Origin of the sequence: Plantactinospora sp. KBS50 (assembly GCF_002285795.1) — a bacterium.
GTDB lineage: Bacteria > Actinomycetota > Actinomycetes > Mycobacteriales > Micromonosporaceae > KBS50.
The window spans coordinates 6,455,387-6,469,916 of sequence record NZ_CP022961.1; the positions used below are offsets into that span (position 1 = coordinate 6,455,387).

Genomic DNA, 14,530 nt, shown 5'->3' on the forward strand with positions numbered 1-14,530 from the left:
GACACTCCGGCGACCGGCACCGCCAAGTGCCGGACCGGTAGCAATTCGATAATTGCGTCCCGACACAAGAGGCCATTGTCACCGGATTCGCATTATCGGCGTCGGGCATCCGACACCCCTACGGCCGGTACGTCTTTGCTGCCCGGACGCACCCATCGGCGAGTTCCAAACGTTCGGGTGAGACCCGACCCACAATTTGCGGGCTATCGTCGGGCGGTGACGCGAGAGGCGATGCGGTCACCGGCGATCGCCGCGGTCGATGTCGCTGGTAGCCGGGATTGCACGGCCGCCCGGCGATATGTGCTGGCCACGATCGGAGTCGTCGTCCTCGGCACCGCCTGGTGCGGGGCAGACCTCACCGTCGGCGCCGGCACCGAGGCGCTCGCGTACGTCTTCGTCCCGGTCGGCGGCGTGCTCGCCGCCGCGGCCGTCCTGCACATGCTCCGCCGCGGCAGCCTCGTCCCGGTCGCCCGGCGCTTCTGGCGGGCCGTGTTCGTCGCGGCGGTGGCGATCACGATCGGCTACGGCTGGCTGGCGGTGGACATGCTGGCGCACGCCGCCGAGGCCCGTACCCGCAGCATGCCCCTGCCGGCCGCGGCCTGCGTGGCGATCGGGTTCGGCATCGCGATCTGGGCGGTGGCCCGGGTGCCGGTGGTGGCGACCGGCGACGTCGAGTGGTGGCGGATGGCGCTCGACCGCACGATCGCCTTCCTCGGCTGCGCGACCGTGCTGTGGTACGTCGGGCTGGCCCCGATGTTCTCCGCCCACGAGCCGTGGAGCCTGCAGGCGATGGCTCTGGTCGGACTCGCCTTCCTGGTCGCGGTCGGCGCCGCCACGAAGGTGTCCTATGTGGCCGGCGGCCCGGTGGATCGGACGGCGATCCGGCTCATCGCGGCCAGCGGCGGCGTCACCGCCGGGATCGTGGCCGTGCTCGCTGTGCGGTTCGGGTACGTCGCCGGCATTCCGGCCCAGGCGGTCGTGATGCCGCTGACTCCGGTGCTGGTCACCCTGGGCGTCACCGCGCAGTGGCGGGCCGACCTCGGGCTGCGCCGCGGCCGGGCGCGCAGTGGCCTGCTGCTGCCCTATCTGGCGGTGGCGGCGGTCGACGTACCGCTGATCGCGGTCGCCCTCGGCGCGCCGTTGACCTGGCCGGTCCGGGTGGTCCTGGTCGCCGTGGTGGTGGTGACCGCGCTGGTCGGCGCCCGGCAGTTCATCGCGTTCCAGGAGAACGCCCGGCTGCTGCGCAACACCTGTGTCCAGGAGGAGCGGCTCCAGTACGAGGTGAGCCACGACGGCCTCACCGGCCTGGCGAACCGTGCGCTGTTCCGGGACCGGCTGGCATCCGCGCTGGCCACGCCGTCGCGGACCGCGGTGCTCCTTGTCGACCTGGACGACTTCAAGACCGTCAACGATCTGCTCGGCCACGGGGTCGGCGACCGGTTGCTGGTTTCGGTGGCACAGTTGCTGGTCGCCGAGGTGGGCGAGGACGGACTGCCGGTACGGGTGGCCGGCGACGAGTTCGCGGTGCTGTTGACCGGCACCGGCACCGAACCCGAGGAGCTGGCCGGTCGGTTGCTGGCCGCGCTCAACCACCCGATCAGCGAGCACCGCCTGCTGGTGCAGGCCAGCATCGGCATCGCCACCGCCGTACCCGGTGCGACCGTCGACTCGGTGCTGCGGGACGCCGACGTGGCCATGTACACCGCCAAGCAGCGCGGCAAGGCCAGCTTCGTGCGGTACGTGGAGGGCATGGGTGAGCCGGTCCTGGCGCACATGCAGCTCGGCGGCGAGTTGCGGCGGGCCCTGGACAACAACGAGTTCCGGGTGGTCTACCAGCCGATCCTGCGGCTGGACGACAACCACGTGGTCGGGGTCGAGGCGCTGATCCGCTGGCACCACCCGACCCGCGGGGTGGTCTGCCCGGCCGAGTTCATCCCGGCCGCCGAGCGGACCGGCCTGATCGTGCCGCTGGGCCGGTTCGTGCTGCGGGAGACCTGCCGCCAGGCCGTCGCCTGGTCGTTGGAGTTCGGCGCGGACGCGCTCCAGGAGGCGGGGCTGAACGTGTCGGCGCGGCAACTGCACGACCCCGACTTCGTGTCCGACGTGACCGCCGCGCTCACCGACAGCGGCCTGCCCTGTGAGCGGCTGGTGCTGGAGGTGACCGAGTCGGCGGTGCTGCGCGGTCAGCAGGTGTCCCGGACCCTGTTCGAACTCGACCGGATGGGCATCCGCCTGTCGCTTGACGACTTCGGCACCGGCGAGTCGTCGCTGAGCCTGCTGCGTGCCTTTCCCGCGGCGATCGTCAAGCTGGACAAGTCCTTCGTGGACGGCATCGAGATCGACGACGGCCAGGCCGCCGCGGCCGACGCCCGACAGGCGGTGGCCCGCGCGGTCATCCAGCTCGCCCGCGCGCTCGGGCTGGACACGGTCGCCGAGGGCATCGAGAGCGCCGAGCAGGCGGCGGTGCTGCGCGAACTCGGCTACACCCGCGGCCAGGGCTACCACCTGGCCCAGCCGATGACCGCCGACGGCGTGTCCGGCCTGCTGGCGCGGCAGCGCACGGTTGCCGCCGCGGACCGCTGATCACTGCCGGCGCAGTTCGGGGCGGGAGAGGCCGAAGACGAACGCGGCCAGCAGCGTCGCCCCGGTGGCCAGGAAGACCGCCGTGCTGCCGTACCGGTCGACCACCAGGCCGGCGGCGACCGCCGAGAGCGGGAACAGGCTCAGCGCGGCGAAGACGATCGCGCTCATCACCCGTCCCAGCAGGTGAGCCGCGGTGTTCTGCTGCACGATCGTGATCACCAGCACGTTGGTGACGGTGCTGGCGAGGCCGGCCGTCACCAGCGCCAGCACGGCACCGGGATAGCCGGCGAAGGGCACGAGCGCGACCGCCGCGCCCAGCACCAGCCCGGCCACCATGGCCGTCGCGCCGCGGCGGGGCAGCCCGGCCAGGCCGGCGGAAAACAGCCCGCCGACCAGCGAACCGGCGGTGAACGCGGCCAGCAGCCCGCCGAGTCCACCGGCGCCGGCGCCGAGGTCGACGCTGCTGAGCGAGGGCAGGCCGACCCGGACCATGCCGCCGACGGTCAGGTTCGCGGCGGCGGTCACGACCAGCACGGTACGCAGCAGCGCCGACTCGCGGAGCAGCTGCCAGAACCCGATCGGGGCCGGACCCGGCGGTGACCCGCCGGAGCTGTCGCCCGGCCCGGCACCAGCACCGGCACGGTCACCGGCGGCGGCAGGATCATCGGCGGCGGCGCGGTCACCAGCACCGGCGCGGTCACCGGAGGCGGCGCGGTCACCGGAGGCCGTGGCCGCCAGGGCGGTCGCGCGGGCGGCGCCGCCGATCATCGCCAGGCAGGCCGCCGAGACAGCGAAGGTCACCGCGTCGACCCCGAACGCCACCGCCGGGGAGAGCAGGGCCACGACGATCCCGGCGACACCCGGGCCGACCATCCCGGCGGCGAAGGTGGCCGTACTGTGCAGCCCGTTGCCGGCCTGCAACTGCTCGGCCGGCAGCAGCCGCGGGGTGATCGCGTACGCGGCCGGCTGGAACAGTCCGGAGCCCAGGCCGGTCCCGGCGACCAGCACCACGACGGCGAGCACGTTTCCGGCGTCGGCCACGGCGACCACCACGATGCCGGCGGTGCAGACCATCCGGCTCAGGTCGGAGACCAGCATGACCCGGCGGGGGCCGATCCGGTCGGAGAGGATCCCGCCCAGCGGCGTCGTCGCCAGCCGGCACACCCCGTAGGCGGCGACCAGCAGCCCGAGTTCGCGGGCGCCGCCGCCGAACTGGTACACCAGGAACGGCAGCGCCACCGCGTGGAACGCGTCGCCGAAGACGGACACGAGTTCGGCGGCGAACAGCAGCCGGTAGCCGCGTACCCGCAGCGGGGCGAAGCTGAGTCGCGGCCGGAACCGGCCGATCGGGGCCGGGGCCGTGGCCGTGCCGGACTCACCCACCGAGGACCACCGGCAGTGACTCCAGCCCGCGCAGCATGATCGTGTTCCGCCACGGCAACCGGTGGACGTCCGCGGCGAGGGTCAGGTCGGGATGCCGGCCCAGCAGGGCGCCGAGCGCCACCTCACCCTCCAGCTTGCCGAGGAACGCACCGAGGCAGCGGTGCAGGCCGTGCCCGAAGGCCAGATGGCCGGCATCCCGCCGGTCCAGCATCAACCGGTCCGGCTCCGGGAACCGGTCGGGATCCCGGTTGGCCCCGCCCAGCGAGATCAGGACCAGCTCGCCGGCGGGGATCTGTACGCCGTCGACGGTGACCGGGTCGGTGGTGAACCGGAGGGTCGCCATGCTGACCGGCGACTCGTAGCGGAGGAACTCGTCGATCGCGCCCGGCAGCGCGTCGAGGTTGGCCAGCAGCCACCGGTGCTGGTCGGGGTTGCGCAGCAGGGCGAGGGTGGCGGTGCCCAGCAGGTTGACGGTCGTCTCGTGACCGCCGATCAGCAGCAGGAAGACCATGCCCACGATCTCCTCGTCGGTGAGCTGGCCGTCCTCGCGGGCGGCCAGCAGGTCGGTGAGGATGTCGTCGCCGGGGTGGTTGCGCCGGTGCCGCAGCTGACCGGCGATGTAGTCGGTCATCTCGCCCAGCGCCGTGGCGAAGTCGGCCGGGTCGTCGCTGTGCGTGAGGATGGCCGTGGACCAGGCCCGGTACGCGCCCCGATCCTCCGCCGGGAAGCCGAGCAGTTCGCAGATGACCAGCATGGGCAGCGGGAAGGCGAAGTCCTGCACGATGTCGACCGTCCGCCGGTCGGCGAGACCGTCCAGCAGCGAGGTGGTGATCCGTTCCACCATCGGCCGCATCGCCGCCACCCGCCGGGCGGTGAACGCCGCGTGGATGAGCCGGCGCAGCCGGGTGTGGTCGGGTGGGTCGCTGTTGAGCATGTGCACGACGTCGCCGCCCAGGGTGACGCCGGCGACCCGGTTGTCGGCGAGCGCCTGCGCCCGGCGGGCGTCCTGGCCGAACCGCGGGTCGGCCAGCGCCGCCCGCACGTCGCGGTAGCGCGGGATCACCCACATGGGCAGACCCTCGTCGCTGTGCAGGATCGACACCGGGCCGTTGGCCCGGATCCGGGCCAGCGTCGGGTACGGGTCGGCGATGTACGGCACCTCGGGCTCGGCCGGCGTGCCGGTCACGGTGTCCATGTCCCCCTCCTGCCTGCGACGGTCGGCGCCGCGCGCCACCGGTGTGCCTATACGGCCAGTGCGGGAAACGGCCACCGGTACGCCCGGGTCGGCAGCCACCACAGATGTCCGGCCTGCTCGGCGATCAGCCGCGCGTCGGCCAGGTCGCGGCGCACCGCCGGGGGTACCCGGTCGGCCGGGACGCCCTCGGTCAGCTCCCGCACCGCCGCCAGGTGCTCCGGTTCGTCGATGGTGAACATCTCCAGCGAGCCGAGCCGCCGGTCGCGGACCTCGGCGAATCCCGGGCCGCGGCGGAACACGCACTTGCCGAGGAAGAACGACTCCCGCCAGCCGCGTACCGCCGCGTCCTCGCCGGCGCCGTCGACCCGGTCCGGCGGGTACAGGTGGTTGAACAGCCCCTGGCCGGCGCAGCCGTCGCGGCAGCGGGCCACCCAGTCGACGGCGACCGCGTGCGCGGTCAACTCCCGGATCAGCACCAGGGCGCGGGCGGAGCCGACCCCGGCCGCCGGACACAGCTCGACCGGTTCGGCGAGCCGGGCATGCCGGACGCCGGCCCGGTACAGGTCTGCGGCCAGCGGCTGCCACGCTCCGGCGAGCCGCCGGGTGCCGAAGGACATTCCCGGGAGCCGTCCCGCGCCGGGCTCGTAGTCCCGGGACAGCTCCACCTCGACCCCCGCAGCGGTCCAGCCGGCCGAGCCCACCGAGCCGGCCGGGCCGGGCAAGCCCGCCGGGCCGGGCAGGTCAGGCGAGCCGGGCAGGCTGGTCGGGCGGCTCTGACCGGTGATGTCAGCTGACGACGGCGGCACGCTGCTCCTCCTCGACCCGTCCGGAGGTGGCCACCGCGGCGGCGGTCCGGCGGTGCTCCATCCGCGCCAGCACCTGATTGTTGGACTCGACCGCGACGTGCACCTGGTGGCCGGCGTCGTGGAAGAGGATGCCCAGCTCCGACCAGCGCTCCAGCAGCGGCCCGACCACCGGCGCCCCGCCGGGCACCCTGGCCGCCAGGGTGGCGGCGGTACGCGGCTGGTCGAGCAGCCGGAACAGCTCGATCTCCGCCGGGGTGGCCAGCTCCAGCACCGACCAGTCGTACGCCGCGCGCCGGCTGACCAGCACGATCCTGTCCGGCAGCGCCGTGTAGCTGAGCCGGCTGACCGGGTACCGCTCCTGCCAGCTCGCCAGCGCCGCGTCGAGGTCGGCCGCCTGCGTACGGTCGATGCCGCTGGGCACGGACGTGAAGATGTACGCCAGGTCGGCGAGTTCCGCCTCGGGCAGCCGGTAGATCTCGGTGTACTGCGGTGCCGCCCGCAGGTTGTCGAACCCCAGCTCGGGACGGTCGAAGTAGGGGCTGAACCGCTCGATGGCGATCCGCGCGGAGCCGATCGGCGGCTCCAGGTGGCACAGGGCCGGCAGTTGCGCGATGACGTCGGTGTAGTCCTGCGCGGTCTCGCCGGGGAACCCGTACAGGTAGTTCCAGCTCGCCGTCACGCCGGCGCTCTGCGCGTCGCGCAGCGCGCGGACGTTCTGGCAACCGGTCACGCCCTTGTCCATCAACCGCAGCACGTGGCTGCTGAGGTTCTCCACCCCCGGCTGGACCTGCACGGCGCCGGACTCGCCCAACTGCTGGAAGTGGTGCCGGCGCAGGTTGGCCTTGACCTCGAAGTGCAGCCGGACGTCGTACTCCGACTCGGCCAGCCGCCGCAGCACCGAGTCGAAGTAGGCCATGTCCAGGATGTTGTCGACCACGATGAAGTCGAGCAGTTGGTGCCGCCGGGCCAGGTCGAGCACCTCGTCGAGGAAGCGCGCCGGGCTCTTGCTGCGGAACTGCATGAACGACCCGTTGAGTCCGCAGAACGTGCAGTGGTGCTTCTCGCCCCACCAGCATCCGCGGGAGCCCTCCACGACCAGCCGCGGCGCCACCCAGTCGGCCGCCGCCGAGGCGTCCAGCCGGTCCAGGTATCCGGCGTAGTCGGGGGCGACGATGTCGGCCGGTGGCAGCGGCCGGGACGACATGGGGTTGGCCCGTGCGGTCCCGTCGGCGTCCCGCCAGCACAGCCCGGATATGTCGGCCAGCTCCGTCGCGCCGGGGGCTCCGGCCAGGACGTCGAGCAGTTGCGGGAAGGCCACCTCTCCCTCGCCGCGGACCACGTAGTCGACGTACCGGAAGTTGCGGTGCAGCGCCGCCCCCTGCGGTCCGTCGCAGTTCGCGCCGCCGAAGACGATCCGGATCTCCGGCCGCAGCCGCTTGATGGCCCGCGCCACGGCGAGGCTCGCGGCGTTCTGCTGGAAGGTGGTGGTGAAGCCGACCACGCCGGCCCCGCTGTCGACCAGTTCGGCGGCGAGTTCGCGGATGAAGCCCGGCACCAGCCGGCGGGTCGCCTCGGTAAGCGCGATCTCGGCGTCGGTCGAGCCACCCTCGGTGAGCAGCCGCGCGTACGAGTCGTACGGGCGGTCCCGGTCGTCGAGCAGTTCGGCGAAGACCCAGTCCCCGGCGCCGAGGAAGTACGAGGACTCGGAGAAGTACTGGTAGTCGGCCAGCGAGAAGTCGGTGACCCCGGTGACCCAGTCGACGAAGTCCAGGTTGGCGTAGCGCACCCGCACCTCGTGACCGGCCCGGCCGGCCGCCGCGCGCAGGATGCCCAGCGCCAGCGAGGGCACGTCGATCGAACCCCACGGCATGTGCACCAGGACGACCTTCATCGCCGGTCCCCTCCCGCCTCGTTGGTGGGCGTCGTTCCGGAGCGCTGGCTCGACGCCCCGGAACGAAGCCGTTGAGCTGTGGTCACCCCTGCCGTGTCACTCGCCGGCCGCCTTGTCGGCCGCCGCCTCGGTCACGTGCTGCCGCGGGGCCGGGACCGCCTGGTCCATGTTGAGGAGCATCTTGACGATGACCGCCCCACGCTCCCGCTCACCGCTGGCGATCGGGTCGTGACGTACGCTGCGTCGCTTCATGCCATTCACCTCCTTCCCTGCCGTCGGTTCCGGGCGACCTTCCGGTCCGGTCGCCCCGCTCGGGTCCGGACGCAGCGTCTCGCTGGCGTACCGGAGCAATTCGCCGAACGCGCGCGTCTGCCCGGCGGCGTCGCCGTGGTGGCCGCCGGGCATCCAGTGCAGCCGGTGCGGCACGCCGCGGAGCCGCAGCCGCGCGACGTAGCGGCGCACCTGCTCCGGCGGGCACCGGTCGTCCTCGGTGGCCGCGGCGATGAACAGCGGTCCGCGTACCCGGTCCAGGTAGGTCATCGGATCGGCGGCGTGGTACCGGCGCGGTACGTCGTCCGGGCCGCCGCCGAAGAGTTCGTCGTCCACCTCCCGCAGCGCCGCGGTGGTGTCCCGGTACGCGGCCGGGTAGTCGGCGACCGGGGCGACGGCGAGGCCGACCGCCCAGTCGGCCGGCGCCACACCCATCGCGAGCAGTACGAGGTAGCCGCCCCAGGAGTAGCCGCACAGCCCGATCCGGCCGGGTTCGGCGACGTCGAGACCGATCAGGTGCCGGCGGACCGCGGCGAGGTCGTCCAGTTGCGCCAGCCCGACCCGGTGGTCGAACGCCCGTTGCCAGTTCGGCCCGTACCCGGTCGACCCCCGGTAGTTGGTGCGCACCACCGCGTACCCGGCCCGGACGAACAGTTCGACCCGCGGGTCGAAGGCGTCCCGGTCGTGCAGGTACGGCCCGCCGTGCACCAGGAACAGGGTGGGCCACGGCCCGGGGCCGGGCGGGGTGGCGAGGAAACTGTGGATCCGACCGTACGGCTGAACGGTCCACAGCTCACTCCGCCCGGCCACGGCCGGCGGACCGGTCGCGGTGGACGTCCCGGTCCCGGCGGGCGGCCCGGCGGTGGCGGGCGGCCCGGTCGCGGCGCGCGGTCCCGCTTTGCCGGGCGGTCCGGTGACCGCCGTAGCGGGGTCGGCGACCAGGCATCGGGGTGGCACCGACTCGCGGGTCCAGACGTAGTGGACGGCACCGCCCGGGTCGCAGCTCAGGTCCAGGATCGTGCCGGGCGGGGTGACCACGGTGACCTGCTCGCCGGTGTCGAGGTCGGCCAGCAGCAGCCGGCTGCGGCCGGCCCGGTCGTGCTGGATGAGCACCCGCCCGGCGTCGCCGTACCAGTGGGCGGTGATCTCCGAGTCGTACGACAGGTCCCGGGACAGTTCGACGCCCTGGTCGGCGCGCCAGGTGCCGACCCGGTAGCCATCCTCCGTCTCGGCCACGACAAGCAGTTCCGGTTCGGGGCGGTCGCCGGGGCGGAACTCCAGCGCCCAGATCCGCTCGCGGTCGCTGCCCGGCACGACGTCGGTACGCCCGTCGGTGAGCCGGATGACGCTGATCGCGGTGCCGGTGCCGGCCCGTCCGGCCAGCGCGATCGTCCGCCCGTCGGGGCTCAGGTCGACAAGCGTGGTGTGCCCGTCGGCGACCGCGACCAGGTTGCCGGCGCCACCGGGCGGTCCGAGGTAGCAGCGGGTCTCGGCTCCGGTGGTGATGCAGGCGGCGGCGCACCGGCCGGCGGCGTCGAAGGCGATGCCCTGCTGCCGCCCGGCCGGCAGGCCGGCGAGGGCCGGCGGCGCGGAGTCGGCGAGGGGCGACGGCGTGGAATCGGCGAGGGCCGGCGACGCGGGTTCGGCGACGGCCGGCGCCGGGCCGGTGCGCGCTGGGGGCGGTTCGGCGACGGCCGTCGGGAGTGGCCAGACCGGTTGCCGCCGCCAGATCCCGGCTCCGGTCGGGTCCGCGTCGAACCACCAGAAGTGCTCGCCGTCCGGCTCGATGTCGCAGGCGGTCACCCCGTGCGCCGCGTTGGTGCGGATCCGGCGTGCTCGGGTGTCGCGGTCCCAGGCCAGCACCTGGGTGGACGTGCCGTCGTCGTGAAGCTCGATGGCCCGTGCGGGCCGGTGGGCAGCGAAGGCAGGCGCGTGTGGTGTGGTCACAACACCCCGATCGGGTCGCGTACCCCACCGAGAGTAATTGATCCACTTCTATTAGTACAGACGGGTTCCGGTGACCAGGGCGGCGAGCGCACCGGCGTTCGCCTTCAGCCGCCGGCCAACGACAACCCGCCCCAAGGGCCCGCGCCGGGCGTCCCCACGGTCCGACCGTGGGGACGCCCGGGGCGGATCAGGCGTACGGAAGCCGCACCAGGGACTGGTTGCCCACGCCGAGCGTGGTGGGGCTGGCCCCGATGGCGCTCCACACCTCGACCCGGACGGTTCCGTTGCGCAGGTCGCCCAGGGTCCCGGTGGCCGAGAGCGTCCCGGCGGCCTGCGTGTAGTGCTCGTACCCGGCGACCGGGTCGGTGGCGAAGTACCGGTACGTCTCCACCCGGTCCGGCGTGCCGTCCCCGGTCAGGTCGTACGAGATCCGCGCCTGCACGCCGTTGCCGACCGCGCTGCCCGCATCGAGGAAGAGGTCGAACCCGGTGGCCCCGCCGGAGTAGCCCAGGTTCAGCCCGGTGGCGGTGAAGACCAGCGGGTTGGTCGGGGTCCCGTCGTGGTTGCCGTTGGCGGCGACCACCACGGCCGTACCCGCGCTGCCGGCCGGACCCGCGAGCCCACCGCCGGCCAGCAGGTACCGGGTCGGCGAGGCCGGCGAGGTCGGGGACGGGGTCGGGCTGGTCGGCGACGGAGTCGGGGTCGGGGTCGGGGTCGGCGAGGCGGTCGCCGTCGGGCTGGGCGTCGGCCCGGGGGTGGTCGGCGACGGCGAGGGCTCGACCCCGCCGGCGCTGCCGCCGCTCCACTGGTACGCCCCGGTGGTCGCCGTCCGGCCGGCCGGTACGGCCAGGCTGGTCCCGTCGGAGAAGGTGACCGTCCGGGCGGTGCCGCTCGGGTTGGCCGCCACGTAGGTGCGCTGACCGTTGCGGGTGAAGACCGCGGCGAGCGGGTGGTTCGCGGTCACCCCGGTGTCCACCGTGCCGAGCGCGGCCAGGTTGCGGACCCAGTGGAAGGTGTGTGCCCGGCTCTCGCCCTCCTCGGGGGTGTAGCCGCCGGCCGCCCGCAGCCCGGCCAGCGCGCTGTCGGCGTCACCGAGCGCCTGGAACTCCCAGAGGATGTCCCGCCAGACGGTCGGCTCGCCGCCGTTGTTGCGCACCAGCTCGGCATGGTTGCGCCGGACGTACGCCGGGTCGTAGCCGAGGTAGAGGTGCCCGCCGGTGACCGGGAGCTGGTTGATGCCCTGGATCATCTCCGGTTCGGCGCTGAACCAGGTGGCGTACGCGCCGCCGTCCCCCAGACCATGCCCACGCAGGAGTGTTCGAAGGCGCTCGGGAAGTTCTCGTCGTCGACGTCGAACCAGTACTCCCGGATCGCCGCGGCCTGCGTCGCGTAGAGGAAGACGCCCGCGTCGCGTACCTCCCGGTTGCCGGTCACCTGCCCCCACTGGATCAGCGCGTTGGCGAAGTTCATCCCCTCCGAGGAGGACTCCTGGTTGTTGCCCGAGGCGAACGAGCCGTGCCCCGAGGCCCAGTCGTGCCCCGCGTAGATGTCGAAGTCGCGCAGGTACGGGAAGCGGCTGTCGGTCCGGTCGTAGTTGTCAGCGTCCCGGATGAGCAGGTCGACCATCCCGCCGTACCGGTCCGTCGCGGCCCAGGCCGGGTCGAACTTGGCCAGCGTGGCCGCGGCGGCCACGAAGTAGCCGTAGTGGAAGTGGTGGTCGTTCAGCTCCTGGTCGGACCCGTACGACGCCGGGTAGCCGATCAGGGTGCCCCAGTTCTGGTCGTAGTAGAACAGCTGGCCGGTCTCGCCGCCGCTGGCGGTGAACCAGTTGGTGAGGCTGCCCCGGATCGCGTCCAGCGCGCTGTCCCGGACCGCCGTCTCGCCGACCAGGTCGGCGATCTCGGCGAGCCGCGCGGCCCGGCCGAGGCCCTTGCCCGTCCAGTAGGTGTCGCCGCCGCGCTGGTCCATCGGGTTGGCCCGTTCCGCGGCCAACAGGCTGCCCAGGGTGGTCCGGTCGGTGCCGGCGCCGTCGCCGACGGCCGGCAGTTCCGGCAGTACGCCGTGGAAGGCCATCGCCGTGCGGAACTGGCTGACCCCGGTGAGCACCTTCATGGTGCCGCGCGCCGAGGGGTAGCTCTGGGCGATCGGGGTGGCGCCGGTCAGCGCCTTCCACTGGTGCGGGTAGAGGCTCACCACGGTCTGCGTGGCGGTGCCCTCCCGGGCCGTCACGGTGAACGCGTACGTGGTGGTCACCCGGCTGGTCGCCGGGTCGTAGGCGTAGCTCACCCGGGTGCCCGTGACGTGCGCGTGGGCGTACCGGCCGTACGTGCCGGCCAGCGCCGCGCGGTCGGCGGCGGGGGTGCCGGACGTGGTGGGCAGCAGGGCGACCGAGAAGTAGCCCCGGCCGTTGAGCGTCGAGGAGAACGTGCCGCCGCTGACCGTCCAGCTCGCCCCGGAGGGGGCGTAGCCGACGTAGTCGTGGCCGTGCACCGAGAAGCCGATCGTCGGGCCGTCGTTCGCCCACACGGTCGGGCTGCCGGTCACGGTGATCCGGGCGTTCCCGCCGGTGGCCTGGAAGTAGGCGAACGGCAGGCCGTGCCCGATGGTGGCGCGCAGCGTCCGGGAGCCGTCGCTCCAGTACGGCGTGACGGTCCAGTCGGTCCAGTCGGCCGCCTTCACCACGGGCGCCGCCAGGCCGGCGACCCCGACGCGGATGTCCTCGACGTACGGATAGTGGTATTCGCCCACCCCGGTCGCGGTGCCGCTGATCGACGGGGTGGAGTTGGCCGAGAAGCCGAGCCCGTCGCCGAAGGTGTCGTACGACAGCGGGTGGGCGTGCAGCGGTTCGCTGTATGCGCAGTCGGTGCGCTTGAACAGCAGCGAGGACCACCAGTCGTTGGTGGGCACGGCGCCCGGCGGAGCGTCGGCGGTGGCGAACTGCCGGGGGGACGTGGAGATGGAGCCGCAGCCGTTGGGCAGCGGGCCGACCGGGGTGGTGGTGTAGCTGCCGGCGCCGACGGTGGCCGCTTCGGCCGGTCGGGTGCCGCTCACCACGGCGAACACGACACCGGTGAGCAGCAGCAGGGAGGTGCTGGCGACCAGCACCCGGGGCAGGGGACGGGCGGACGGTTTCATGGTGCCTCCGGATGGGGTCCCGAGCCCGCACGCACGCGGAGGTGACGGCGCGGCGGGCCGGGACCGGATGACGAGGGACGGTCCGTAACCAGCCGTGAGAGCGCTCTCTGCGATCGAGACGCTAATGCAGCCGTCTCGATACGTCAATGTTTCCGGCCGGTTGCCGCCGCTCGCTCCGCCGTCCGCGCCGTCCCGTCAGCTGGATTCCCGGATCACCAGCTCGGTCCCCAGGGTGATCGTGGTCTGGATCTGCTCCCCGGCGAGCAGCCGCAGGATCTGCTGCGCCATCCGCCGGCCGATCTCCACGATCGGTTGCCGCACGGTGGTCAGCGGCGGGTCGGTGAACCGGGACATCTCGATGTCGTCGAAGCCGACCACGGCGACGTCGTCCGGCACCCGCCGGCCGGCCTCCCGCAGGGTGCGCAGCGCGCCGTGGGCCATCAGGTCGGAGGCCACGAAGACCGCGTCGAGCGCGGGATCGTCGGCCAGGAGTTGCCGCATGGCCACGGCGCCGGAGTCCCGGGTGAAGTCCCCGACCGCCACGATCGACCGGCGGTCGGAGTTGCGCAGCGCGTCGCGGTAGGCGGTCAGCCGGTCGATGCCGGCGCCCATGTCCTGCGGGCCGGCGATGGTCGCGATCCGCCGGCGTCCGGTGGCCAGCAGGTGCCGGATCGCGGCCTGCACGCCGCCGGCCTGGTCGACGTCGACGTGCGGCAGCGCGCTCGCCCGGCCGAGCGGCCGGCCGCCGCAGACCACCGGCACGGCCGACCGGGCCAGCGTGGCGGGCAACGGGTCGGCGCCGTGCAGCGAGGCGATCAGCACCCCGTCGACGTGCCGGCCCACCGCGTACCGCTCGATCCGCTCGTGGCTGGCCGGCGAGTGCGCCAGCACCAGCACCAACTGCCGGTCGGCGGACTCCAGTTCCTGGCTGACCCCGAGGATGATGCCGGGAAAGACCTGGTCGTCGGAGAAGACCCGGTTCGCCTCCTCGGTCAACACCAGGGCGATCGAGCCGGTCCGCTGCGTGACCAGGCTGCGGGCCGCCTGGTTCGGCACGTACCCCATCTCGTCGACCGCGCGCCGGACCCGGGCCTGGATCTCCTCGGCGACGGTCGGCGAGCCGTTCACCACCCGCGACACCGTTGCCCGGGACACGCCCGCGCGCCGTGCCACCGCCTCCAGGGTCGGCCGTCCCTGTACGGCGGCCGACGGTCGCCCCGCACCCGTCACAGCGCACCTCCCCGCTCATCGTAACGAGCGCCACCGGGCGGCAACCCTCGGTCGATCCGCCCGCGCCGGAACCCGGGCGGCGCGCCGGTG

Annotated in this window: 9 protein-coding genes; 1 reads left to right on the forward strand and 8 read right to left on the reverse strand. The window is 73.4% G+C overall.

The features are described 5' to 3' along the window. Positions 1–216 precede the first annotated feature (216 nt). A complete protein-coding gene (locus CIK06_RS27970; protein WP_232533902.1) occupies positions 217–2,583 on the forward strand; it encodes a bifunctional diguanylate cyclase/phosphodiesterase in 2,367 nt (788 codons plus the stop codon). Here CIK06_RS27970 and CIK06_RS27975 read toward each other — a convergent pair whose 3' ends face one another. From CIK06_RS27975 to CIK06_RS28005, 8 genes are all read right to left on the reverse strand, one after another. Then, positions 2,584–3,966 carry an MFS transporter gene (locus tag CIK06_RS27975; protein WP_232533903.1) on the reverse strand — a complete coding sequence of 461 codons (1,383 nt, stop codon included), beginning with the start codon at positions 3,964–3,966 and terminating at the stop codon, positions 2,584–2,586. It lies immediately after the preceding gene. Next, positions 3,959–5,161, reverse strand: coding sequence for a cytochrome P450 (locus CIK06_RS27980; protein WP_095567295.1), 1,203 nt, complete (start codon positions 5,159–5,161; stop codon positions 3,959–3,961). Before CIK06_RS27980 ends, CIK06_RS27975 begins: the two co-directional genes overlap by 8 nt. A gap of 47 nt (positions 5,162–5,208) precedes the next feature. Then, entirely contained in the window at positions 5,209–5,883 is a 675-nt protein-coding gene (locus tag CIK06_RS27985; RefSeq protein ID WP_095568203.1) for a DUF5825 family protein, read from the reverse strand. Between the two features lie 64 nt (positions 5,884–5,947). Further along, positions 5,948–7,858, reverse strand: a complete 1,911-nt coding sequence (locus CIK06_RS27990; protein ID WP_095567296.1) for a RiPP maturation radical SAM C-methyltransferase — start codon at positions 7,856–7,858, stop codon at positions 5,948–5,950. Positions 7,859–7,954: 96 nt separating this feature from the next. Further along, positions 7,955–10,075, reverse strand: a complete 2,121-nt coding sequence (locus CIK06_RS27995) for a prolyl oligopeptidase family serine peptidase (RefSeq protein ID WP_232533905.1) — start codon at positions 10,073–10,075, stop codon at positions 7,955–7,957. Positions 10,076–10,262: 187 nt separating this feature from the next. Then, the gene (locus CIK06_RS31780; RefSeq protein WP_232533906.1) at positions 10,263–11,324 is read right to left on the reverse strand and encodes a hypothetical protein; all 1,062 of its coding nucleotides are present in this window, start codon (positions 11,322–11,324) and stop codon (positions 10,263–10,265) included. Continuing rightward, complete coding sequence (locus CIK06_RS31785) at positions 11,321–13,210, reverse strand: glycosyl hydrolase (protein ID WP_232533907.1); 1,890 nt, start codon at positions 13,208–13,210, stop codon at positions 11,321–11,323. The genes CIK06_RS31780 and CIK06_RS31785 overlap by 4 nt, the downstream gene beginning before the upstream one ends. 195 nt (positions 13,211–13,405) lie before the next feature. Continuing rightward, positions 13,406–14,440, reverse strand: a complete 1,035-nt coding sequence (locus tag CIK06_RS28005; protein WP_095567297.1) for a LacI family DNA-binding transcriptional regulator — start codon at positions 14,438–14,440, stop codon at positions 13,406–13,408. Positions 14,441–14,530: the final 90 nt, after the last annotated feature.